Origin of the sequence: Rhizobium mulingense (genome assembly GCF_029194105.1) — a bacterium.
GTDB classification, from domain to species: domain Bacteria; phylum Pseudomonadota; class Alphaproteobacteria; order Rhizobiales; family Rhizobiaceae; genus Rhizobium; species Rhizobium mulingense.
In genome coordinates this window covers 244987-266750 of sequence record NZ_JARFVE010000003.1, presented here as the reverse complement: position 1 = coordinate 266750, position 21764 = coordinate 244987, and the positions used below count along the sequence as shown (strand labels likewise).

General features: G+C 61.5%; 20 protein-coding genes. 13 read left to right on the top strand and 7 right to left on the bottom strand.

Features of this window, described 5'->3' with window-relative positions:
• Positions 1 to 32 precede the first annotated feature (32 nt).
• Positions 33 to 818, bottom strand: a complete 786-nt coding sequence (locus tag PYR71_RS06190; RefSeq protein WP_275618638.1) for a helix-turn-helix domain-containing protein — start codon at positions 816 to 818, stop codon at positions 33 to 35.
• Positions 819 to 940: 122 nt separating this feature from the next.
• On the opposite strand from PYR71_RS06190, the gene PYR71_RS06185 reads away from it, so the two are divergent.
• The 3 genes from PYR71_RS06185 (at position 941) to PYR71_RS30805 (ending at position 5075) form a co-directional block, all read left to right on the top strand.
• Positions 941 to 2521, top strand: a complete 1581-nt coding sequence (locus PYR71_RS06185; RefSeq protein ID WP_275618637.1) for an ABC transporter substrate-binding protein — start codon at positions 941 to 943, stop codon at positions 2519 to 2521.
• Between the two features lie 11 nt (positions 2522 to 2532).
• Complete coding sequence (locus PYR71_RS06180) at positions 2533 to 4542, top strand: CocE/NonD family hydrolase (protein WP_416340280.1); 2010 nt, start codon at positions 2533 to 2535, stop codon at positions 4540 to 4542.
• A 125-nt stretch (positions 4543 to 4667) separates the two neighbouring features.
• Positions 4668 to 5075 (top strand): transposase family protein, encoded by a 408-nt coding sequence (locus PYR71_RS30805; RefSeq protein WP_345774754.1) that lies wholly within the window; start codon positions 4668 to 4670, stop codon positions 5073 to 5075.
• A 310-nt stretch (positions 5076 to 5385) separates the two neighbouring features.
• On the opposite strand, the gene PYR71_RS06175 is transcribed toward PYR71_RS30805, so the two are convergent.
• A complete protein-coding gene (locus tag PYR71_RS06175; protein ID WP_275618635.1) occupies positions 5386 to 6078 on the bottom strand; it encodes a GntR family transcriptional regulator in 693 nt (230 codons plus the stop codon).
• 142 nt (positions 6079 to 6220) lie between these two features.
• On the opposite strand from PYR71_RS06175, the gene PYR71_RS06170 reads away from it, so the two are divergent.
• Genes PYR71_RS06170 through PYR71_RS06150 form a run of 5 tightly spaced genes read left to right on the top strand, consistent with a single transcriptional unit; the run spans position 6221 to position 11488 of the window.
• Positions 6221 to 7225, top strand: a complete 1005-nt coding sequence (locus PYR71_RS06170) for an ABC transporter substrate-binding protein (RefSeq protein WP_275618634.1) — start codon at positions 6221 to 6223, stop codon at positions 7223 to 7225.
• A 56-nt stretch (positions 7226 to 7281) separates the two neighbouring features.
• Positions 7282 to 8100 (top strand): ABC transporter ATP-binding protein, encoded by an 819-nt coding sequence (locus tag PYR71_RS06165; protein ID WP_275618633.1) that lies wholly within the window; start codon positions 7282 to 7284, stop codon positions 8098 to 8100.
• Positions 8101 to 8104: 4 nt separating this feature from the next.
• Complete coding sequence (locus PYR71_RS06160) at positions 8105 to 8974, top strand: ABC transporter permease (protein WP_183918344.1); 870 nt, start codon at positions 8105 to 8107, stop codon at positions 8972 to 8974.
• 38 nt (positions 8975 to 9012) lie between these two features.
• Complete coding sequence (araD, locus tag PYR71_RS06155) at positions 9013 to 10749, top strand: L-arabinonate dehydratase (RefSeq protein ID WP_275618632.1); 1737 nt, start codon at positions 9013 to 9015, stop codon at positions 10747 to 10749.
• A gap of 13 nt (positions 10750 to 10762) precedes the next feature.
• Positions 10763 to 11488, top strand: a complete 726-nt coding sequence (locus tag PYR71_RS06150; protein ID WP_275618631.1) for a ribonuclease activity regulator RraA — start codon at positions 10763 to 10765, stop codon at positions 11486 to 11488.
• A gap of 44 nt (positions 11489 to 11532) precedes the next feature.
• Here PYR71_RS06150 and PYR71_RS06145 read toward each other — a convergent pair whose 3' ends face one another.
• Entirely contained in the window at positions 11533 to 12255 is a 723-nt protein-coding gene (locus PYR71_RS06145) for a response regulator transcription factor (protein WP_275618630.1), read from the bottom strand.
• Between the two features lie 19 nt (positions 12256 to 12274).
• A complete protein-coding gene (locus tag PYR71_RS06140) occupies positions 12275 to 13519 on the bottom strand; it encodes a GAF domain-containing sensor histidine kinase (RefSeq protein ID WP_275618629.1) in 1245 nt (414 codons plus the stop codon).
• A 278-nt stretch (positions 13520 to 13797) separates the two neighbouring features.
• Here PYR71_RS06140 and PYR71_RS06135 point away from each other — a divergent pair, with 278 nt between their 5' ends.
• From PYR71_RS06135 to PYR71_RS06115, 5 genes are all read left to right on the top strand, one after another.
• Entirely contained in the window at positions 13798 to 14814 is a 1017-nt protein-coding gene (locus PYR71_RS06135; RefSeq protein WP_183918352.1) for an ABC transporter substrate-binding protein, read from the top strand.
• 70 nt (positions 14815 to 14884) lie between these two features.
• Complete coding sequence (locus PYR71_RS06130; RefSeq protein ID WP_275618628.1) at positions 14885 to 16336, top strand: sugar ABC transporter ATP-binding protein; 1452 nt, start codon at positions 14885 to 14887, stop codon at positions 16334 to 16336.
• Entirely contained in the window at positions 16333 to 17280 is a 948-nt protein-coding gene (locus tag PYR71_RS06125; protein ID WP_183918355.1) for an ABC transporter permease, read from the top strand. Before PYR71_RS06130 ends, PYR71_RS06125 begins: the two co-directional genes overlap by 4 nt.
• Positions 17277 to 18227: an ABC transporter permease gene (locus tag PYR71_RS06120; RefSeq protein ID WP_275618627.1), complete on the top strand. Its 951-nt coding sequence runs from the start codon at positions 17277 to 17279 to the stop codon at positions 18225 to 18227. Before PYR71_RS06125 ends, PYR71_RS06120 begins: the two co-directional genes overlap by 4 nt.
• A gap of 14 nt (positions 18228 to 18241) precedes the next feature.
• A complete protein-coding gene (locus tag PYR71_RS06115; RefSeq protein ID WP_275618626.1) occupies positions 18242 to 19156 on the top strand; it encodes an SMP-30/gluconolactonase/LRE family protein in 915 nt (304 codons plus the stop codon).
• Between the two features lie 140 nt (positions 19157 to 19296).
• Here the strand turns inward: PYR71_RS06115 and rbsK are convergent, their stop codons facing one another.
• The 3 genes from rbsK to PYR71_RS06100 are packed head-to-tail and all read right to left on the bottom strand — an operon-like array spanning position 19297 to position 21755.
• Positions 19297 to 20226 carry a ribokinase gene (rbsK, locus tag PYR71_RS06110; protein WP_275618625.1) on the bottom strand — a complete coding sequence of 310 codons (930 nt, stop codon included), beginning with the start codon at positions 20224 to 20226 and terminating at the stop codon, positions 19297 to 19299.
• Positions 20223 to 20684, bottom strand: coding sequence for an RbsD/FucU family protein (locus PYR71_RS06105; protein ID WP_275618624.1), 462 nt, complete (start codon positions 20682 to 20684; stop codon positions 20223 to 20225). The genes rbsK and PYR71_RS06105 overlap by 4 nt, the downstream gene beginning before the upstream one ends.
• 42 nt (positions 20685 to 20726) lie before the next feature.
• Positions 20727 to 21755 (bottom strand): LacI family DNA-binding transcriptional regulator, encoded by a 1029-nt coding sequence (locus tag PYR71_RS06100; protein ID WP_275618623.1) that lies wholly within the window; start codon positions 21753 to 21755, stop codon positions 20727 to 20729.
• Between the last annotated feature and the right edge of the window lie 9 nt (positions 21756 to 21764).

Sequence of the window (21764 nt, the reverse complement as noted above, 5' to 3'; positions counted from 1 at the left end):
TGCCGAGGCAGCATAACCGTGCAATCAGGTCCTCAATACTCTGCCGGCACCGCATATACTTCTGCAGACGGATCCGCAAGGAATGCGCGCACCGTCGGCGGCAGGTGGCGCGACGATAGCGGCAGAGGTCCACATCGCAAGAGAAGTTCACGCAGGTCCGGCTCGGCGCCGACATGTCGCCAGATCATCCGTGAGGCATAGGGCAGGTTTTCCCTTCGCCACGAAATCCCCATTGTCGTTCCGCGCAAATAGACACGCTGGTACTCGTCGAATGGCAGGAGGATCGTTTGTGACAACATGGAATTCGGGCCGACGACGCGCTCCGTAATGAATATGCGGTTTCGATAGAACGCCGCCAAACCCACATACTTCGAAAACTGCTGGATGCCGTTTCCAGGGTCCCGCAGACGCTCCATTGATTTGACATGCACCAGCCCGCCCTGCTCCATAAGGCGGCTGCACGAACAGACAACCATTCCAGGCCAGGACGGCGAGCGATGATAGGTCTGGAAATAGCCGATATGGCGCCGGAGCGCGGTCAGATCTCCGGGGAACGCCTTTAAGAGTTCGGAATTTTGATTAAGCCCTAGGGTTGGTTTGCGAAGGCGCTCGCGAAAGAGCCTGGGAGCGAGATTAAAGTCGGCTGCGTCGAGATCGAAATACTTGGCGATGCGCGCCAGATTATGAGCAGAGGGTCTCGTCTGGCCGTTGATGTATCGATTGAATTGTTGCCGGTTAATATCGATCACACGGCACAGGTGCGAAATAGAACGCTGCGTGGCACAAGCAGCCCTGAGGTTGTCGACCAGGTGAGGCATCGGCAGCTCCGTCTTGATAGTGGCTAGCGTAAACTCGCTTAAAGATGCGTCAAGCCGCGAAATTGCGCGAGCCTGCCCGGCCTCTAGGCTCTTTCTTACAAAACTGAAAAGAGGGAACTGTCATGACGCATCAAAAGGATCATTCTTTGCAGCTGAAAATCGACCGCCGCAACTTCCTCGGCGGCGCAGTCGCGCTGGGCGCTTTGCCGGCCCTCACTTCCGGTCTTCTAATGCCGCGCGATGCCCGCGCGCAGGAAGCCAAGCGCGGTGGTCATCTGAAACTCGGCCTCAAGGGCGGCGCCACCAGCGATGCGCTCGACCCCGCCACATACAGCGCTTCTGTCTTGTTCGTCATTGGCCGCCTTTGGGGCGATACGCTGGTCGAATCCGACCCCAAGACGGGTGCGCCCTTGCCGTCACTGGCGACTTCCTGGACGCCATCCGCGGACGCATCCGTCTGGACTTTCAAGATCAGGAACGACGTCCAGTTTCACGACGGCAGCAAGATGACCGTCGCCGACATCGTCGCGACACTGAAGCGCCATGCGGACAAGAATTCGCAGTCCGGTGCACTCGGACTGATGGCCTCGATCACCGGCATCGAAGAAAAGGCGGGCGAGCTTGTCCTGACGCTTTCGGAAGGCAATGCGGATCTGCCTCTCCTTCTCACCGACTATCATCTGATCATCCAACCCAAGGGTGGCGTGGGCAAGCCTGCAGCCGCCATCGGTACCGGTCCTTACATTCTGAAGAACTTTGAACCCGGCGTTCGTGCTTCCTTTGAGAAGAACTCAAGGGATTGGCGCTCCGACCGAGGCTTTGTCGACAGCGTGGAAATCCTCGTCATCAATGACAACACCGCTCGCATTGCGGCGCTCGCCTCCGGCCAGGTCCATTTCGTCAACAATGTCGACCCGAAGACCGTCCCGATGCTGCAGCGGGCACCGACTGTCGAAATCGTGCGGAACGCCGGCAAGGGCTTTTACTGCTTCCTGATGCATTGCGACACGGCACCCTTCGACAACAACGACCTTCGCCTTGCGCTGAAATATGCCATCGACCGCCAGTCGATCCTAGACAAGGTGCTGGGCGGCTACGGAACGATCGGCAACGACTATCCAGTCAATTCTAATTACGCCCTTGCCGCGACCGATATCGAGCAGCGGCCGTATGATCCGGACAAGGCCGCCTTCCACTTCAAGAAATCGGGCCTCGACCGTCCGGTTCAGTTGCTCACCTCCGATGCAGCCTTTCCAGGCGCCGTGGATGCGGCCATCCTATTCCAGCAAAGCGCGCGCAAGGCAGGCATCACAATCGACGTCAAGCGCGAGCCGGAAGACGGCTATTGGACTAACGTCTGGAACAAGCAGCCCTTCTGCGCCTCCTTCTGGGGCGGCCGCCCGACACAGGATTCGCGCTATTCCACCTCCTACCTTTCGACCGCGGAATGGAACGACACGCGTTTCAAGCGCCCTGACTTCGACAAGGGGGTGCTGCAGGCAAGGTCCGAGCTCGATGAGACCAAGCGAAGGGTACTTTATCGGCAATTGGCGCTGATGGTGCGAGATGATGGTGGTCTGATCCTGCCCGTCTTCAACGACTACATCATGGCTTCTTCGAAAACGCTGAGGGGATACGTCGACGATATCGGAAACGATATGTCGAACGGCTACATCGGCAGCCGGGTATGGTTCAATGCCTAACTCAGCGATATATGATCATGGCTGAGCGCAGCTTCACCACCATCGAAAATCATTGGATCACCCTCAAGGACGGTACGCGTCTCGCCGCGCGCATCTGGATGCCCGATGGCGCGGAGAGCGACCCGGTGCCGGCGGTCTTCGAGTTCCTGCCCTACCGCAAGCGCGATGGAACGAGCCCCCGCGATGAATCCACCTACCCGGTCTTTGCCGCCGCCGGTATTGCCGGCGTGCGCGTCGATATCAGAGGTTCAGGTGAATCCAGCGGCATCAACGATGGTGAATACACCAAACTGGAGCTTGCCAATGCCTGCGAGCTGATCGCCTGGATTGCGGAGCAGCCCTGGTCCAACGGCTCCGTCGGCATGATGGGCATTTCCTGGGGCGGCTTCAACTGCCTGCAGGTCGCGGCTCTGAAGCCCACGGCGCTGAAGGCGGTGATTTCGATCGCTTCCACGGTCGATCGCTACAATGACGACATCCACTACAAGAATGGCAGCCATCTCTCCGCTCAGCTTTCATGGGCGGCGACGATGCTTGCCTACCAATCGCGCTCTCCCGATCCGGCCATCGTGGGCGACGACTGGCGGGATATGTGGCTGGAACGCTTAGAGCAGGAACCCTTCTTCATGGAGGAATGGCTCCAGCATCAGCGCCGCGACGAGTTCTGGCGGCATGGTTCGATCTGCGAGGATTTCGAGAGTTTCGATATTCCGGCCATCGTCATCGCCGGCTGGGCGGATGGCTATCGCAATACGCCGCTGCTCGCAGTCGAAGGCCTCGGCGAGAAGGCGAAGGCGCTGATTGGTCCCTGGGTTCACAAATATCCGCATTTCGCCTGGCCGAAGCCGCGCGCCGATTTCCACGGCGAAGCGATTGCCTGGTGGAACCGCTGGCTGCGCGGCGAGCGCAACGGCGTGGAGACCATGCCATCTGTGCGCGCCTATATTCTCGACTCCATAAAGCCAGCCACGCGCCGCGATTTCGATCCGGGCTTCTGGATCGCCAAGCGTCGTTGGCAGCCGCCCGACTTGCACTGCTTCTATGTCGAGCAGTTCGGCGGCTTGATGGAGGGCATGCCGATCCCGCATGCGCCGGAGCACCCCGTCTACCTGCGCTCGCCGCTCGACACGGGCACCGCCTCGGGCGAATGGTTCACGCTGAAGCCGGATGCGGAGCTGGCGATCGATCAGCGCCTCGACGATGCCGGCTCGCTGACCTTCCAGACCGCGCTGCTGGCTGAAGATCATGATTATCTCGGCCGCCCGGTCGTGACGCTGGCGCTCAGATGCGATGCCGAAACCGCCAATCTCTGCGCAAGGCTCGTCGACATCCATCCGGATGGCACGGCGACCCGCGTCTCCTTTGGCGTGCTCAATCTCGCTCATCGCAACGGCAATGCAGCGCCCGCGCCGATGAGCAAGGGTGAACGCACGACTGTGAGCCTTACCCTGGATGCCTGCGGTTACCGCTTTCGCAAGGGGCATCGTATCCGCCTGTCGCTGTCGACGGCCTATTGGCCGATGGTCCTGCCGCCGCCGGAAGATCCGGGTCTGACGATTGACATCGCCTCCGTCGGCCTTGGCCTGCCTTTGCTTGGGACACATGAGCTCATCGATGTAAAACAGCCTGACGATCCCGATCCGCTGCCGAAATATATCGAACACGCGCCGGGCTCGACGAAGCGGCATGTTGTGCGCGATCTGTCGGCCGGCCTTACCCGCTATGAAATCCACGAGGATACCGGGCTTTTCGAACATCCTGGCACTGGCCTGTCGACGCGGCAGCTTCGCGAGGAAACCTGGTCGATCGCGCCGGATGACCCGCTGTCGATGTCCGGCATCTCGACATGGACATGTGACATGCAGCGCTCTGGCTGGTTCGTCCGCACGGTCGCGACGTCATCCATATTCTGTACGGCAAAGGACTGGATCATCAGCGCCTCGGTCATTGCCTATGAAGGCGAGACGGAAATTTTCAGGAAGATGTTCGAAGAGAAGCGCATCGCGCGCGACCTGATGTAGGCCAGTGCTGGCAGGCAAATAAGGTTGCCGCCGAGTGACACTCGGGTCCCAATGGTGTGTTTCGCCATGCACATTTGGCTCCGGCTCACTTGATGAAATCAAGTGCTGGCTGATGTTGGTTTCACATGAGGAATCAGCACCATGGTTATTCGCTGCGACCCTCGACGCTCGTTCCTCGCGGCTTTGTAGTCGACAATACAGCCGTTGATGACGAGGTAATGTTGATCGCAGTTCGGCCGGCGAGTAGAGCAAGCCCTTGGCCGATCTGCCGAACAAGGTCGGAGCGAATCCACAGTGGATATCAGCGACGCTGGCCTGACCTGCCCTTGTTGGGAAAGTCCGTTCGGCTTGTCATAAAGCGCGATGGTTCCACTGCGACGCAGTGCTGTGCGGCGGGCAAATCTTCTCCGAGCGCTTCGACGGGGACATTCTCGCGCCTTCAGCGCGGCGAGCTGCCAGGCTCGACCACATCGTCCATCATCTCGGGCTTGCAGTGGGTGGCAGGCCAGCGGCCACCTTTGCCAACCGGCTGATGTTGCCGGTAAGCAACGATACGCTGCTGCGCGTCGTGCGGCGGCGCGGCAGTCCGCGCTTTGTCCCGCCGACCGTCATCGGGATCGATGATTGGGCGTGGCGACGCGGAGGTGTTTGAAAGGTACTCGAAATGATTCGCTGCTGTGGCGAAGCAATGATCGCGATGGTTCCACGTCAACGAAAGCGGGAGGATGGACTTCGTTTTCGATGTCGGGGGTCCGTCTTCGGCAGGTTATGATGAGGTTTCCGATAGGCGCGGGAGCATTTCCTCTCGAAAGCTTGCGATGGCCAAGCTGACGCGTTCGACCTTCAGCCGCGAATATAATTTGGATACTGGGCTCGGATCTCATCGATGATCGACAACGTGCCCGACAGATGTTTTCGGAGCGCCGCTGTCGCCGCGTCCGGCTTACCCGAAGCGATGGCATCGACAATTGATTCGTGGTCGGCGAGGACCGTTTGCATCTTGCCCGGCATCGGGAGGTTGAGGCGCCGCAACCGGTCGAGATGCACGCTCTGGCGCCGGACATTCGCCCAGAGCTGCAAAATGCCCGCCCTCTCGTAGAGCTTCCGGTGAAAATCGCGGTCGATGTCGTCGAAGATGTCATAGGTCTCGGGGGACCCGACCGCCTTTTGCCGCGCCAAAATCTCGCGCAACTCCGCCGCCGTCTCGACCGGCGCCTCCTCGGTCAGCCGCCGCACCGCCTCAAGTTCGATCGACAGCCGCAGAAACTGCGCCTGTCGCGCATGATCGGTGTCGATCTTGGCGACAACAGTCGCATATTGCGGATAGACTTCGACAAGTCCCTCCTCCTGAAGCCGCATCAAGGCATCGCGCACAGGCGTCTGGCTGACTCCGAATTCAAGCTGGAGGGACGCGCGCGACAATACCGTTCCCGGTGCAAGTTCCACCGTCAGTATCCTTGCGCGCAATATCTCGTGGATCTGCAGTGCCACCTGTCGTGACCGATCCAACTGGCTTTCCCGAACCATTCCGCTCATGTCCCTGCCCTCACCCTGCGTCGTGCAAATCGACTTAAACACATTTTTTGGGTTGATGCACTGATGCATTAGTGCTTCAATGGCAAAATCGCCTCGGGAGGGGCGGCAGAGGGCTGATGCCCGCATCCTATTGGAGGACCAGATGCAAATTCTAAAACATTGTCTTGTGGCTGCGGCCGTGACGCTCGGCCTTGCCTCGGCTAGCCAGTCGCAGGAGAAGACCGCTATTTCGATTACCCGCCAGCCGGGCATTCTCTATCTCGCCAGCCACGTCATGGAGACGCAGAAGCTGATCGAAAAGCATGCGGCTGCCGAGGGTGTGGCTGATGTGACCGTCGAGTGGCGGACCTTCAGCGGCGGCGGCGCTCAGACGGATGCCTTGCTTGCCGGCAACGTCGACGTCGTCAATACAGGCACCGGCAACCTGCTTCTGCTCTGGGACCGCACCAGGGGAAAGGTAAAGGGGATCATCACCAGCTCCGCGCAGCCGGTGATCATGGTCAGCAATGATCCGCGCATCAAGTCGCTGAAGGACATCACGCCGTCCGACAAGATCGCCGTGCCGACGGTCGGCGTGTCCACCCAGGCCATTCTGCTGCAGATGGCGGCGGCGAAGATGTTCGGCGAGGACAAGGTCAAGACATTCGATGCAAACACCGTTCAGCTCGGGCATCCGGACGCGGTTGCGGCAATCGCCAACCCGAACCACGAGGTTAAGAACCATTTCTCGGCGCCGCCTTTCCAATATATCGAGCTGAAGCAGCAAGGCGTGCATCGGGTGACCGATTCCAAGGAAATCCTGGGAGGCGCGCTGACGCAGGCGACCTTCTTCACCACCACTGCATTTGCCGATGCCAACCCGAAGATCGTCAAGGCGTTGCGCGAAGCGACGGAAGAAGCGGTCGCTTTCATCAAGAAGGATCCCAAGGCAGCCCTTGAAGCCTACAAGACTGTGTCGGGCGACAAGACCAGCCTCGATGATCTGCTCGCCATGTTGAAGGAGCCGGGCATGGACGAATGGCGCACCGACCCGCAGGGTACGATGAAATTCGCCGAGCACCTGCACAAGATCGGCACGCTCAAGACCATGCCGAAGGCCTGGACCGACTATTACCTGTCCGATTCCGCCTATCTCAATGGCAATTGACGGCCCTGGGAGCGGCGCTTCAGAGCCGCCGCTCCCCTCTTCAAGGAGTAATTCCAATGCTTCAGGCCACTGCCCGAACAGACAACGAGACCGCACCGGCGGCCGAGAGAGAGCCCCTCCTCAAGGTCGACAATGTGACGCTGCGCTACAAGACCCCGAATCTCTTGGTCACCGCCACCGAGGGCGTCAGTTTCTCCGTCCGCCAATCCGACAGGTTCGTGCTGCTCGGACCGTCCGGCTGCGGCAAGTCAACGCTTCTCAAAGCCGTCGGCGGCTACATGACGCCGTCGACAGGCTCCATCCATATCAACGGGCGCAAGGTGAAGTGCCCGGGGCCAGACCGCATGATGGTCTTCCAGGAGTTCGACCAGCTGATGCCCTGGAAGACGGTGCTTGAGAATGTCATGTTCCCGCTGCTCGTCGCCCGCAAGCTGCCGAAGGGCGAAGCTGAAGCATTGGCGCGTGAGTATATCGACAAAGTGAAGCTGACGCGCGCCGTCGACAGCTATCCCCACACGCTGTCCGGCGGCATGAAGCAGCGCGTCGCGATCGCTCGCGGCATGGCGATGCAGCCGGATATCCTCCTGATGGACGAGCCTTTCGCAGCGCTCGATGCCCTCACCCGCCGGCAGATGCAGGACGAGTTGCTCCAGCTTTGGGAAGACACCCGGTTCACGGTCATCTTCGTTACGCATTCGATTGCCGAAGCGATCAAGATCTCGAACCGGATCCTGCTCCTGTCGCCGCACCCGGGCAGGGTCAAGGCGGAAGTGGTCGATGTCGACAAGATCAGCCACGAAGACGGCAGCGCCGCAGTCCTTGAGCGTGACATCCATAACCTGCTGTTTTCCTCGGAACCAGGCCACAAGGAATAGAACCATGTTATCCGCAAACATCATCCTTGCGCCCGATGTCGAGGCCACCAAGCCCTACGACAACGTCAAGCCGGTCGAACAGAGGCTGAGTGCATTCGAAACGCTCTGGGGCATCGGCGCACTGCGCAAGACATTGCTGATCGTCACGCTAGCGATCGTCTGGCAGGTCTACGCCTCCTATCTCGACAATCCCCTTCTGTTCCCAACGCTCAGCGACACGATCATCACGCTGATTGACCGTTTCGCCGACGGCACGCTGCCGGCCCGCATCTGGACGACACTGCAGATCCTATTCATGGGATACGCGCTCGGCACGGTGCTCGCCGCACTCCTGACCGTGCTCGCCATCAACACACGCATCGGCACAGATTTTCTCGAAACGATGACGGCGATGTTCAACCCGCTGCCGGCGATATCGCTTCTGCCGCTGGCGCTGATCTGGTTCGGCCTTGGCGCCTCCAGCCTCGTCTTCGTGCTGGTGCATTCGGTCCTTTGGGCAGTGGCGCTGAATACCCATTCCGGTTTCCTCGGGGTCTCGCGCACCTTGCGCATGGTCGGCGCGAACTACGGACTGACGGGCATTTCCTATGTGCTGCGGATCCTCGTGCCGGCCGCCTTCCCTTCCATTCTCACCGGCCTGAAGATCGGCTGGGCCTTCGCCTGGCGCACGCTAATTGCCGCCGAGCTCGTCTTCGGCGTCTCCTCGGGCCAGGGAGGCCTTGGCTGGTTCATCTTCGAGAACCGCAACCTTCTCGATATTCCGGCAGTCTTCGCCGGCCTCTTGACCGTGATCATCATCGGCCTGATCGTCGAAAACCTCGTCTTCCAGACGATCGAGCGCCACACCATCCAGAAATGGGGAATGAAGGAATAGCCGCGAATGCGATTTTCCCATCCCGAGAAGGTATCCTCATGACATACAGAAAAACGCCGGACATGCTGCGAAGCGCGCGATGGTTCGCGCCGGATGACCTGCGCAGTTTCGGCCATCGCTCGCGCATGATGCAGCTCGGCTACGCCGAGGAGGATTTTCGCGACAAGCCGATCATCGGCATCCTCAACACGTGGTCCGAGCTCAATACCTGCCACTCCCACTTCAAGGAGCGTGTGCAGGATGTGAAGCGCGGCGTCTCGCAGGCCGGCGGCTTCCCCGTTGAAATGCCGTCGCTGTCGGTCGACGAAAGTTTCACGAAGCCCACCTCCATGCTCTACCGCAACATGCTGGCGATGGAGACGGAGGAGACGATCCGTTCGCACCCGCTCGACGGAGTCGTGCTGATGGGCGGCTGCGACAAGACCACGCCCGGCCTCGTCATGGGGGCGCTGTCGGCCGGCGTGCCGATGATCTACCTGCCGGCCGGGCCGATGCTGCGCGGCAATTACGCCGGCAAAATCCTCGGCTCCGGCTCGGATGCCTGGAAATATTGGGACGAGCGTCGCGCCGGCAACATCACCGATGCCGAGTGGCTCGGCGTTCAGGGCGGCATCGCCCGCTCAGCCGGCACATGTATGACGATGGGCACCGCCAGCACTATGACCGCGATTGCCGATGCGATGGGGCTGACGTTGCCGGGCGCCTCGTCCATTCCGGCCGTCGACGCCAATCATCAGCGGATGTCGGCCGCCTGCGGCCGCCGCGCCGTCGAGATGGTCTGGGAGGATCTGACGCCCGACCGGATCGTCACGGAAGCGGCATGCCGCAACGCCGCGATCGTCGCCATGGCCACCGGCTGTTCCACCAACGCCGTCGTCCATCTGATTGCGATGGCCAGACGCGCCGGCATCAACCTGACGCTCGACGATCTCGACCTGCTGGGGCGGGTGACGCCGCTCATCGCAAACGTCCGCCCCTCGGGGAAGGACTATCTGATGGAGGATTTCTTCTATGCGGGCGGGTTGCGGGCGCTGATGAAACAGCTCGAGGACCGGCTCGACCTGACGGCCCTGACCGTCACCGGAAAGACCATGGGCGAAAACCTGATCGGTGCCGAGGTCTATAACGACGATGTCATCCGGCCGCTTTCTAATCCGGTCTATCACGAGGGATCGCTTGCCGTGTTGCGCGGCAATCTCTGCCCCAACGGCGCCGTGATGAAGCCGGCGGCCTGTGACCGGAAATATCATGTGCATCAGGGGCCGGCGTTGGTCTTCGACAGCTATCCGGAAATGAAGAAGGCGATCGATGACGAAAATCTCGACGTCACGCCCGACCACGTCCTCGTGCTGCGCAACGCCGGGCCGCTAGGTGGACCGGGGTTTCCCGAGTGGGGCATGCTGCCGATCCCAAAGGCGCTGATCAAACAGGGGCATCGCGACATGCTGCGCATTTCGGACGCCCGCATGTCCGGCACTTCCTACGGCGCCTGCATTCTGCACGTGTCGCCGGAGAGCTATATCGGCGGTCCGCTGGCATTGCTGAGAACCGGTGACATCGTCCGCCTCGATCTGCCCAACCGCCGGCTCGACATGCTGGTCGACGAGGCAGAACTCGTCAGCCGTCGAGATGCATGGAAGGCGCCGGAGCCGCATTTCCAGCGGGGTTATGGCTGGATGTTCTCCCGCCATGTGACGCAGGCCGACCAGGGCTGTGACTTCGATTTTCTAGAAACGGGTTTCGGCCAAAGCGCCGGCGAACCGGATATTTATTGAGGGAGGAATGAGAATGACCGATTACGTGCTGAGCGAGGCGACACGCGCGAAGTTCAAGAAGATCTCCACCGCATCGATCGCCACCGCCCTCTTCAAGCGCGGCCTTCGAAACCAGTTCATCCAGGGGGTCGTGCCGGTGGCGCCCAAGGCCGAGGCGATGGTCGGACAGGCATTCACGCTGCGCTATATTCCCGCCCGTGAAGATCGCAATCCGATCACGGTTTTCCAGAACCCAAATCACCCGCAGAGAGTCGCAATGGAGACATGCCCTCCTGGGCAGGTGCTGGTGATGGACGCGCGCAAGGACGCAAGGGCTGCGACGGCGGGTTCCATCCTGATCACCCGGCTGGCGCTCCGTGGCGCGGCGGGCGTCGTCTCCGACGGCGGTTTTCGTGATGCCGAGGGGATCGGCGCGCTTGACATGCCGGCCTATTACGCCAAGCCGTCGGCGCCAACCAATTTGACTTTGCACGAAGCGCTGGACATCAACGTCCCGATTTCCTGCGGCGATGTCGCCGTGTTTCCCGGTGATGTCCTGGTCGGCGACCGGGACGGCGTCATGGTCATCCCTGCCCATCTGGCCGATGAACTCGCGGATGAATGCACGAATATGGAAAGCTACGAGGACTTCGTCCTTGAGCAGGTCAAGGCCGGCGAAGCAATCATCGGCCTCTACCCCTGTACCAAGGAAGAACATCAGCAGAAATACCAGGCCTGGAGAAAAGAAAACGGCCGCTGAACTCCCGAGCAGGCGCCGCATTCAAACCCGGAGCCCCGCTTCGGCTAATTTCCGTCAAGCCACTCCTGCAGCTCTGCCTCGGCCCGTTCCAGCGCGCTGTAATTCAGCAGTTTGCGCAAAAGTGCGACGGTGACGGCGCGGGCACGCAGGTTGAAGCGGCCGTCCTCGTGGTCATCGCCGGCGGTCTGATAGACATCGAGCTTGTCATAAAGCTGCTGCAGGCGGTTCTGGACGCTGCGCAGCGACAGGCCGCGGCGTTTGGCGATGGCGCGGTCGGTGAGGCCGAGCGCGATGTCGACGAGGATCTCGTATTCGGAATCGGTGAAGCCGTTCGTCTGGCCGAGACTTTTCTGCTGCAGGCCCCGCACCTCACGATCGATGACGCACTGGCTCTCGATGAAAATCGAACGCAGCGCAAGCTTCAGCCGTTCGTCGGAAGCGGATTTCAGCACGTAGCCATAGGCAGCGCCATCCGGCACGATGCGCGAGACGCCGCGCACATAGGCTTCGTCCGAATAATTCGACCAGAACAGGATGCGTGTCTCCGGCCGCTCCTTCCAGATCGTACGCGCCGCTTCTATGCCGTTTCTATTGGCCATCTGCAGATCCATGACGATATGCGCCGACTTGTGGTCGCGAGCGAGCTTTTCGCCGGCGGTTCCATTCTCCGCCTCGATCACGGTATCGCATTCCGGCAGGGCCGCATTGACCGCCTCGTGCAGGTAGGACCGGTGCAATGGGTCGTCCTCGACGATCAGAACCTTCATTTCGCTTTGCTCCTCAGTTTTATTCGCCCGCCGGCCCATTCGGCGCTGGACCGGGCCCTAGCGGCAGTACGACGCGGACCGCGGTTCCCCGGTTGTTATGGCCAGGTCCCGTCGTGAAACGTGCTGAGATCAGCCGCGCGCGGGTCTTCATATTGTCGATGCCGCCGCCGATCCGTCCTCGGACCTTGGAGAGCCCGGTTCCATCGTCGGAAATTTCGATCGACAATTGTTCCTTGTCGGCCTCGAGCCGCACCATGATTGCCAGGGGCGCGGCATGGCGAACGGCATTGTTGATCGCCTCCTGGGCGATCCGGAACATGGCGACGCTGACGGTCGGTTCCAGCTGCTCCAGCGCGCCATTCGTTTCATCGACCAGACCCCATTCGATCGCCGATCCGGCATCGCGCGTCGATCGGTCGAGATGATGCTCGATTGCCTGGGCGAGGCCGAAGAGCTGGAGAACGGATGGTTTTGCCTGCTCGATGATCTGCCGCAGATCCTGCATGCAATGCTGCAAAGATCGTGAAACGGGCTCCAGTACCTCGGCCGTCACCTCGCCGTTGCGCGACAGCCGATCGATCCGGCGCGCCAGCCGCGTCAGGTCGGCAAGCGTCTGGTCGTGAAGGTCCATGCCGATCCGTTGACGCTCCTGCTCCAGCGCTTCCGTCAGTTTCAGGGCGCCTTGACGCAACCCCTCCTCACGGGCGCGGGCCTCCGCCTCCACGATCGCAGAGCGTTGCGCTTGCTCGGCCGCCTGCAGCGCGAAGAAATAGGGCGTCAGCAGATCTGCGATGATGCGGGCGCGCTCGATATCCTCCATCGTATAGACGCCCGCTTTGTGAGACGAACAGGAAAGCGCTGCGATGATCGTGCCCTGCACCTTCATCGGGACATGCAGGCGGCTTCTCAGCGACTGTTCGACGATCGGCCGCTTGAAAGCGCCCTCGAAATGGAAGCGCGGATCCGTCATGGCATCGTCGGCAAGCAGAAAGTCGACCTCGCCCCAAAGCAGCGAACGAATGGGACTGTTGACCACCGGCGCGCCGGCGATCTCGCCCCAGGCGGTCTCGATGCCGGTCTCGTAGGCCGTGTGGTAGTTGCCGCCCTCAAGCAACACGCAGACGTCGAGATGGTCGTGCGGGATGATGTGGGCGACCTCGGCCGCGACGGAGCGGATCGCCGAACGGAAATCGAGCTGGCCGGCGAGCAGCCGGGAAATGCCGAGATAATGGTCGAACAGGGCTGCTGGTGCTGGTTGCAGCATTGTCAGTTCCTCCCCGTCATGACAGGCTCCTCAACCCGCCGTGAACGTTTCCCAGTAAGCGCCCGCGGATGGGCCGCCGTCTTGCGTAAACCCGCAGCTTATTGCGCAAAACCCGCAAACGACTTGCCGCCTTGCCCCTGTACAGACTGGCCAATCTCCCGCATCCTGCCCTTACTGAGAGGAGGAAGCTCAGTGCAAGAACAATTTTCACTTAAGCCCGCTTAAGCCGGCAGCAGTGAAGCGATCGGCCGACCGGCGCGATCATGAGGGAGGAAGACATGACAATTCGTAAGATGCTTCTGGCATCGGCCGCTCTTGCTTGCGCCGCGATGCCCGTTTCTGCCTTTGCCGACACATCCGGCAAGAAGATCGCCCTTTCCAACAACTATGCCGGCAACTCGTGGCGCCAAGCCATGCTGACGAGCTGGGGCAAAGTGACAGGCGAAGCCGTCAAGGCCGGCGTCGTCGCCGCAGCTGACCCCTTCACCACCGCCGAAAACCAGGCGACGGAACAGGCGGCGCAGATCCAGAACATGATCCTGCAGGGCTATGATGCGATTGTCCTGAACGCCGCCTCGCCGACGGCGCTGAACGGCGCGGTCAAGGAAGCCTGCGATGCCGGCATCACCGTCGTTTCCTTCGACGGCATCGTCACCGAACCCTGCGCCTGGCGCATCGCCGTCAATTTCAAGGAAATGGGCCGCAGCGAAGTGGAGTATCTGTCGAAGAAACTTCCGCAAGGCGGCAATCTGCTCGAGATCCGCGGCCTTGCCGGCGTCTTCGTCGATGACGAGATCTCGGCCGGCATCCACGAGGGCGTCAAGCAGTTCCCGCAGTTCAAGATTGTCGGCTCCGTGCATGGCGATTGGGCGCAGGACGTGGCGCAGAAGGCCGTTGCGGGCATCCTGCCAAGCCTGCCTGAGATCGCCGGCGTGGTGACGCAGGGTGGCGACGGCTATGGCGCCGCACAGGCGATCGCCGCGACGGACAGGAAGATGCCGATTATCATCATGGGTAACCGCGAAGATGAATTGAAGTGGTGGAAGGAGCAGAAGGACGCCAAAGGCTACGAGACAATGTCCGTGTCGATCGCGCCCGGCGTCTCGACGCTCGCTTTCTGGGTGGCCCAGCAGATCCTCGACGGCAAGCAGGTCAAGAAGGATCTTGTCGTGCCCTTCCTGCGGATTGACCAGGACAATCTCGAAACCAACCTTGCCAATACCCAGGCCGGCGGCGTCGCCAATGTCGAGTACACGCAGGCGGACGCGATCAAGGTCATCGAGTCGGCAAAGTAATCTCCCGGCGATTGCCGCGCGGTCGCAAATGGCTGCGCGGCATTCTTTGGATCAGCTGTGGCGGGCAAGCATGGATGACGTTTTGAAGGCGGTGATCGCCGTCGATGACGCCAAGGTGAGCTTCGGCGCCGTCAGGGCACTCGACGGCGTCACGCTCCGCGTCATGCCGGGCGAATGCGTCGGTCTCGTCGGACACAACGGCGCCGGCAAATCGACGATCGTCAGCGTCATCAATGGCGGGCTGACGCCGCATGAGGGAAGCGTGGCAAGCGATGGCGCGCGCCTGGAGCGTTACGGCATCAACGCCGCGCGCGCTCGCGGCGTGCGCTGCGTATTCCAGGAACTGTCCCTCTGTCCCAACCTCTCGATCGCGGAAAATACGCGCATCATGCACCGCCATCTCGGCGGTTTCGGCTGGCGCAGGCGGGCAGCAAGGATCATCGAGAAAAGCCTCGACGCCGTCTTTCCCGGCCACGGCATCGACAGCGGCCGCGCCGTCGGCGACCTTTCGATCGCCGAACGGCAGATGGTCGAGATATCAATGGCCTTTTCCGATGCCGGTATTGCGCCGCGGCTGGTGATCCTCGATGAACCGACCTCGTCGCTCGACGCAAGCCTCGCCCGCCAGATGCTGGATCATGTCCGCCGCTTCGTCGCCGCCGGCGGCTCCGTCATCTTCATCTCGCATATTTTGCACGAGATCCTCGAAACGGCCGACCGCATCATTGTCATGAAGGACGGCCGCGTCGTTGCCGAACGTTCGGCGCGCGAATTTGACCATCATGGCCTTGTGGAGGCCATGGGCACCGTTGCGAGGGAAGACACCGGTGATCGCCCGGCGCGCTTACAGTCCGACGCTCCTTTCATTCTGTCGCATCAGACGGCGGGCCGGCCTTTCGCAGCCCGCAAGGGCGAAATCATCGGACTGGCGGGGCTGGCCGGCCACGGGCAGACCGAACTTCTCCTCGCCTTGCATGCCGCCCAGGCCGGCAACTGGCTGCCCGAACGCGATTCACTCGTCACCTTCGTCGCCGGCGACCGCCGACTCAACGGCATTTTCGAACTGTGGAGCATCGTGCGCAATTTTTCGATCGCCTCGCTCGGCGATCTGTCCCGACGGGGGGTCATCCTCGCGGACGCAGAGCAGACGAAGGGCGCCGACTGGAAGCGCAGGATCGAAATCCGCACACCCGACATGGCGAACCCTATCCTGTCGCTTTCCGGCGGCAACCAGCAGAAGGTGCTGTTTGCGCGCGCGCTTTCGACACGTGCGCCGGTCGTCTTGATGGATGACCCTATGCGCGGCGTCGACGTCGGAACCAAGCAGGAAGTCTATGCTATCATCCGCGAGGAAGCATCGCGCGGGCGCACTTTCATCTGGTATTCGACCGAGATTGACGAGGTCCGCCTTTGCGACCGCGTCTACGTCTTCCGCGAAGGCCGCATTACCGCGGAACTCGCCGGCGATACCGTCAGCGAGAAGAACATCATTGCTGCCTCCTTCGAAGGGGTCGCCGCATGACGTTCCGGCTCTCCTCGGACGCGATGCGTCTTGCCATTCCCGCCCTGTCGCTGACCCTGCTGCTCGCTTCCGTCTTCTGGCTGCAGCCGCGCGCCATGAGCTATGTCGGGCTCAACCTGCTGTTCAATCTGGCTGTGCCGATCGCGCTTGCAACGATCGCCCAGATGCTTGTCATGGCCGTCAACGATCTCGATTTGTCGATGGGTACCTTTGTCAGCTTCGTCGCCTGTGTCAGCGCCACTTTTCTGCGCGATACCCCTGTCATCGGAATCCTGATCCTCGCCGGCGCGATTGCGGCCTATGCGGCGCTCGGCGTCGTCATCCATCTGCGCAATCTGCCATCCATCGTCGTGACACTCGGTATGAGCTTCGTCTGGGGTGGCCTTGCCGTAATGCTGCTGCCGGCGCCGGGCGGTCAGGCGCCGGACTGGGTGCGCTGGATGATGACCGTCAAGCCGCCGCTGGCGCCGATGGCGATCGTTGCGAGCATCGTCATTGCCGCCGTCGCCCACGTTCTCGTCACGCGCTCCTCGCTCGGTGTGCTGATCCGCGGCATCGGCGGCAACCAGCGCTCGGTCGAACGCGCGGGCTGGTCGATTGTCGCAGCCCGCGCCGCAGCCTATGGGCTCGCCGGAGTCTTCGCCGTGCTTGCTGGTATCGCCCTCGTCGGTCTCACAACCTCTGCCGACGCCAACATCGCGCTGCGCTACACGCTTCTGTCGATCGCCGGCGTCATCCTCGGCGGCGGCGAGTTCATCGGCGGCCGCGTCTCTCCGATCGGCGCCGTCATCGGCGCCCTGACACTGACGCTGGCCGGCTCTTTCCTGTCCTTCCTGCGTATCTCGCCCGACTGGCAGATCGGCGCTCAGGGCGCGATCCTGATCATCGTGCTGGCGCTACGCCTGATGCTGAACCGCCTGGAGAAGCGGGAGAAACGCCGATGACGTCTCGCCTCAACCTTATGGGCAAACCCTGGATCTGGTCATGGCTGGCCGCCTTCGTCGTCTGGTTCCTGACGATCATGGTCACCTTCGGCGCCAGCACGCTCGGCCTGTCGCAGGCCGCCCTCACCTTCGCCGCCTTTTCGGTCATCGTCGGCATCGGCCAGATGTTCGTCATCACGCTCGGCCCAGGCAATATCGATCTCTCGGTTCCCGCCACCATGACGCTTGCTGGTACCGTGGCGCTGAAACTGATGAATGTCGAAAACGGAATGATCCTGCCGGGGCTGCTCATTGCCATCGTCATCGGCCTTGCCGTTGGCATCGGCAACTATGTGCTCATCAAGGCGCTGAGAATTCCGCCGATCATCGCCACGCTGTCGATGAGCTTCATCGTGCAGTCCGCGGCGATCTGGACGAACCGCGGACTGCGCATCAAACCCCCGAGCTTGCTTGCGGAATTCACCACCTCGAACACACTCGGCATCCCGAACGTAGCGATTGTCGCTCTGCTCATCTCGCTGATCGCCTGGTTCCTGCTTGAGAAGACGATCTACGGTCGCTGGATCTCGGCAATCGGCCAGAGCATGCCGGCTGCGCGGATGGCCGGCATTCCGGTCGACGGCACGCGCTTCGTCACCTACCTGTTCTGCGCCGTGCTCGCTTCCGTCGCGGGCTACCTGCTCGCCTGCTTCTCCGGCGGCGCGGCGCTCAACATGGGCTCGGAATATCTGCTGACCTCGATTGCCGTCGTCGTGATCGGCGGCACGGCGGTCGCCGGCGGCGATTCAAACGTACCGGGCATCTGGGGCGCATCGCTCTTCATGTTCCTTGTTGTTTCCATGCTCAACACCTACGGGCTCGGCGCAGGCATCCGCCTCATCATGACCGGCCTAATCATCATCAGCGTCATCATGCTTGCCGGCGGCCGCCGGGCCGGCATGCGATAAACGGGAAGACCGCCATGGCCGAGACCAGCATCTACGAAATCCACGACCCGCGCTTCCGGCAGCTGATCGTGACGAGCGCCGGCCTCGAGGAACTTTATTCCGGCTGCCGCTGGGCGGAGGGTCCCGTTTGGTTCAACGATGGCAACCAGCTTCTATGGAGCGACATTCCCAACCAGCGCATGCTGCGATGGACGCCTGAAGGCGGCGTCTCCGTCTTCCGGCAACCCTCCAACTTCACCAACGGCCACACGCGCGACCGGCAGGGGCGGTTGATCTCCTGCGAACATGGCGGGCGCCGGGTAACGCGCACCGAGATTGACGGCTCGATCACCGTGCTTGCCGACCGTTTCGAAGGTGCGCCGCTCAATTCACCGAACGATGTCGTGGTGAAGTCGGACGGCACGATCTGGTTCACCGACCCGACCTACGGCATCATGTCGAATTATGAAGGCTATCAGGCCGAACCAGAGCAGGCGACCCGCAACGTTTATCGGCTCGATCCGGCAACCGGCGAACTTTCTGCCCTCGTTAAGGATTTCACTCAGCCAAATGGCCTCGCCTTCTCGCCCGACGAAAAGATCCTCTACGTCGCGGACTCGGCAGCCAGCCACGATCATAGCCTGCCGCGCCACATCCGCGCCTTCGACGTGGTGGACGGCAGCAAGCTGGCGAACAGCCGCGTCTTTTGCCACATCGACAACGGCATTCCTGATGGCATCCGAACCGACGTGAATGGGAATCTCTGGTCCAGTGCCGGTGATGGCGTGCATTGCTTCGATCCGACGGGGAAGCTGATCGGCAAGATCCGCGTGCCACAGACGGTCGCGAACCTCACCTTCGGGGGACCCAGACGCAACCGGCTGTTCATTGCCGCCACACGTTCCATCTATTCGGTATATGTCACCGCGACCGGCGCCCAGACGCCGTGAGCGTCCAACTTCGAGTGGTGTTTTGCGGCGGCATCGGCATTCTCGTATCGTCTTGATCAAGGTCCGGGTGGTCTCAATTAACCTTGAGACGACCAGGAGAGGGGCAAATCATTTTCGCCGGCACCGGCCTGCGCTCGGAATCATGCGGACCGCAGCAGGGCGTCGATCTCGGAGCGTGACGGCATTGCGGGTGCCGTGCCGGGCCGTGTGACCGCGATTGCCGCGGTCGCGCAGCCGAAACGGACGGCTTCGACCGGCGCTTGTCCTTCGGAAATTGCCGTCGCGAAGCCGCCAAGAAAAGCGTCCCCCGCCCCGGTCGTGTCAACGACATTGGCTGCCTGAAGTGCGGGGACGAATTCGCTCTGCCCGGCGGTGTAGTAGTAGGCCCCACGTGCGCCGAGGGTGATGATCGCTGCTCGTGCGCCTCGATCAACCAATGTGCTAGCCGCTGCACGTGCCTGCTCGTCGGTTTCGATCGAGTGGCCTACCAGTTCGGCTGCTTCAACTTCGTTGGGGACGATGAAGTCACACAAGCCGTAAATGCTGTCGGGTATCGTCCGTGCGGGCGCCGGGTTGAAGATGGTCGTGGCCCCTGCCCTTTTCGCCATCGACAGTCCGTGCATGGCCGCCTCGAGCGGTTGTTCGAGCTGGGTCATGAAGATGGCGGCGCTTTCGATCTCGGCCCGGTTCGCATCGACATCCTCGATGCCGATGAGGCCAGCGGCGCCCGGTGCGACGATGATGGCATTGTCGCCGCTCCCTTCGTCGACGAAGATGAAGGCGGCGCCACTCGAGACACCTTCCATCCTCATGACATTGGCTTTGACGCCCGCCTTGGCATAGGCGGCAAGGGCCATGTCGCCGAAGGGGTCGTTGCCGACCCGTGAAATGAAGGTCACCTTGCCGCCGGCCTTTGCCGCGGCAATTGCCTGGTTGGAGCCCTTGCCTCCCGGCCCGAGCGTGAAACCGGAGCCCATCAGCGTCTCGGCAATATGGGGCAGGCGCTTTGCCTTATAGGCGGTGTCGGCGGCAAAAATGCCCAGAATGACGATTCCGCTCTTCTCGCTCATCTGCGAGCCTCCTCCGCCGGAATGACGCCCTTGGTCAGAAGGAAGCACCCATAGAACCGCAGTTCCCCCGTTGCGATCACGCAATAGGCCTTTTTGGCGATGTCGTAGAAGGCCATGCGTTCGACGGGATACATCGGCGATGGCTTGCCCTCGGCGCGATCGACGATCGTCTGGACCTCCTGCTGAATCGGCGGAATTTCATCGGGCTTGCCGATCACTTCCATGCGGCCCACCGACGGCTGGATCGGTGTGTCCAGCGGCAAGACCGAAAGTATCGCGTCGATCGCCTGCGGCGCGGGAATGTTTTCCATGGTCAGCAATTTTCCCAGACGCGTCTGGCGGGCTATCGAATCCGATGGAAAATTCATGTCGGAGATGACGAGATAATCACCATGTCCCATGTTGCAAAGTGCTTGAAGAATGTCGCCGTTGAGTTCGGCCCTGATTCCCTTGAGCATTGATCTCCCATCCTTTTTTGTGGCCGAAACACCGGCCGTGCTTCAATTTGTATGCCCGGTGATGTCCGCCTTGAAGTGCGGACATGGGCCGCTCGAGCCGCGCACGATCAGCGATCCGTCGACCATTTCGTCTGCCGTGCCTGGCGGCTCCTCAAGGAGAAGGCTGACCGCTCGGCGCGCCAGCATATCGGCGGGCTGGCGTATGGTCGTCAGCCGCGGCACCACGAGATTGGCAAGTGAAATGTCATCGAAACCCGTGACCGAAAGTTTCCGCGGCACGTCGATCTTGAGGTCGCGGGCCGCGCGTAATGCGCCGATAGCCTGCTGGTCGCTGGCGGCGGCGATTGCCGTCGGCCGGCCCTGAGGCGGGCGGGAAAGAAGCTCACGGGCAATCCGTTCGCCGGACTCGTAGTCGAACCTGCCGTAGACGATTTCCAGGTCAACCGGCTCGCCGCTCTTGCCGAACCCGTCCATACGGCTGACGAATGCGTCCTTGCGTATGCGCCCTGCTTCAGTGTCGGTCGGCCCGGCAATATAGGCAATGCGCCGGTGCCCCAGCCCATAGAGATGATCGGCAATCAGCGTAGCGGCCTGCGCGTGGTTGGTCGACACCAGGGGAAAGGTGCCGAAGCGCCGGTCGAGCGATATGACGGGGACCGAAGCCGGCAGATCCAGGCCCGAACCGTCGCTGGAAGCCACGACGATGATGCCGCGCACCGACCGGTCGAGAAAGGCCGAAACGTGACTCTGTTCCGCCTCGCTGTCGTTATGCGAGCTTGCCAGCATCAGGCTGTGCCCGCATTCGAGCGCCGCACGTTCGATGCTTGCCGCAAGCTGCGCAAAGAAGGGATTGGTGATGTCGGGAACGACGAGGCCGATGACGTCGGTTCTGCTGGTGCGCAGCGCCCTTGCGGTGACGTTCGGCCGGTAACCAAGCGCCGAAATGGCGTCGTTGACCTTTTCGCGCAGCGCCGGCTTGACCGCGGTTTCGCCCGACAACACGCGCGAAACCGTGCCCACGGATACGCCCGCATGTTCGGCAACGTCCTTGACTGTCGGCATCTTCGCCATTTCCAACAT

What these genes read in the sequence shown, in the direction of transcription:
- PYR71_RS06145 (WP_275618630.1), bottom strand. Translation starts at nt 12,255, where the DNA reads ATGAAGGTTCTGATCGTCGAGGACGACCCATTGCACCGGTCCTACCTG.
- rbsK (WP_275618625.1), bottom strand. Translation starts at nt 20,226, where the DNA reads ATGAGCGAGAAGAGCGGAATCGTCATTCTGGGCATTTTTGCCGCCGAC.
- PYR71_RS06170 (WP_275618634.1), top strand. Translation starts at nt 6,221, where the DNA reads ATGCAAATTCTAAAACATTGTCTTGTGGCTGCGGCCGTGACGCTCGGC.
- araD (WP_275618632.1), top strand. Translation starts at nt 9,013, where the DNA reads ATGACATACAGAAAAACGCCGGACATGCTGCGAAGCGCGCGATGGTTC.
- PYR71_RS06150 (WP_275618631.1), top strand. Translation starts at nt 10,763, where the DNA reads ATGACCGATTACGTGCTGAGCGAGGCGACACGCGCGAAGTTCAAGAAG.
- PYR71_RS06125 (WP_183918355.1), top strand. Translation starts at nt 16,333, where the DNA reads ATGACGTTCCGGCTCTCCTCGGACGCGATGCGTCTTGCCATTCCCGCC.
- PYR71_RS06130 (WP_275618628.1), top strand. Translation starts at nt 14,885, where the DNA reads ATGGATGACGTTTTGAAGGCGGTGATCGCCGTCGATGACGCCAAGGTG.
- PYR71_RS06160 (WP_183918344.1), top strand. Translation starts at nt 8,105, where the DNA reads ATGTTATCCGCAAACATCATCCTTGCGCCCGATGTCGAGGCCACCAAG.
- PYR71_RS06105 (WP_275618624.1), bottom strand. Translation starts at nt 20,684, where the DNA reads ATGCTCAAGGGAATCAGGGCCGAACTCAACGGCGACATTCTTCAAGCA.
- PYR71_RS06120 (WP_275618627.1), top strand. Translation starts at nt 17,277, where the DNA reads ATGACGTCTCGCCTCAACCTTATGGGCAAACCCTGGATCTGGTCATGG.
- PYR71_RS06135 (WP_183918352.1), top strand. Translation starts at nt 13,798, where the DNA reads ATGACAATTCGTAAGATGCTTCTGGCATCGGCCGCTCTTGCTTGCGCC.
- PYR71_RS06115 (WP_275618626.1), top strand. Translation starts at nt 18,242, where the DNA reads ATGGCCGAGACCAGCATCTACGAAATCCACGACCCGCGCTTCCGGCAG.
- PYR71_RS06175 (WP_275618635.1), bottom strand. Translation starts at nt 6,078, where the DNA reads ATGAGCGGAATGGTTCGGGAAAGCCAGTTGGATCGGTCACGACAGGTG.
- PYR71_RS06165 (WP_275618633.1), top strand. Translation starts at nt 7,282, where the DNA reads ATGCTTCAGGCCACTGCCCGAACAGACAACGAGACCGCACCGGCGGCC.
- PYR71_RS30805 (WP_345774754.1), top strand. Translation starts at nt 4,668, where the DNA reads ATGAGGAATCAGCACCATGGTTATTCGCTGCGACCCTCGACGCTCGTT.
- PYR71_RS06185 (WP_275618637.1), top strand. Translation starts at nt 941, where the DNA reads ATGACGCATCAAAAGGATCATTCTTTGCAGCTGAAAATCGACCGCCGC.
- PYR71_RS06190 (WP_275618638.1), bottom strand. Translation starts at nt 818, where the DNA reads ATGCCTCACCTGGTCGACAACCTCAGGGCTGCTTGTGCCACGCAGCGT.
- PYR71_RS06140 (WP_275618629.1), bottom strand. Translation starts at nt 13,519, where the DNA reads ATGCTGCAACCAGCACCAGCAGCCCTGTTCGACCATTATCTCGGCATT.
- PYR71_RS06100 (WP_275618623.1), bottom strand. Translation starts at nt 21,755, where the DNA reads ATGGCGAAGATGCCGACAGTCAAGGACGTTGCCGAACATGCGGGCGTA.
- PYR71_RS06180 (WP_416340280.1), top strand. Translation starts at nt 2,533, where the DNA reads ATGATCATGGCTGAGCGCAGCTTCACCACCATCGAAAATCATTGGATC.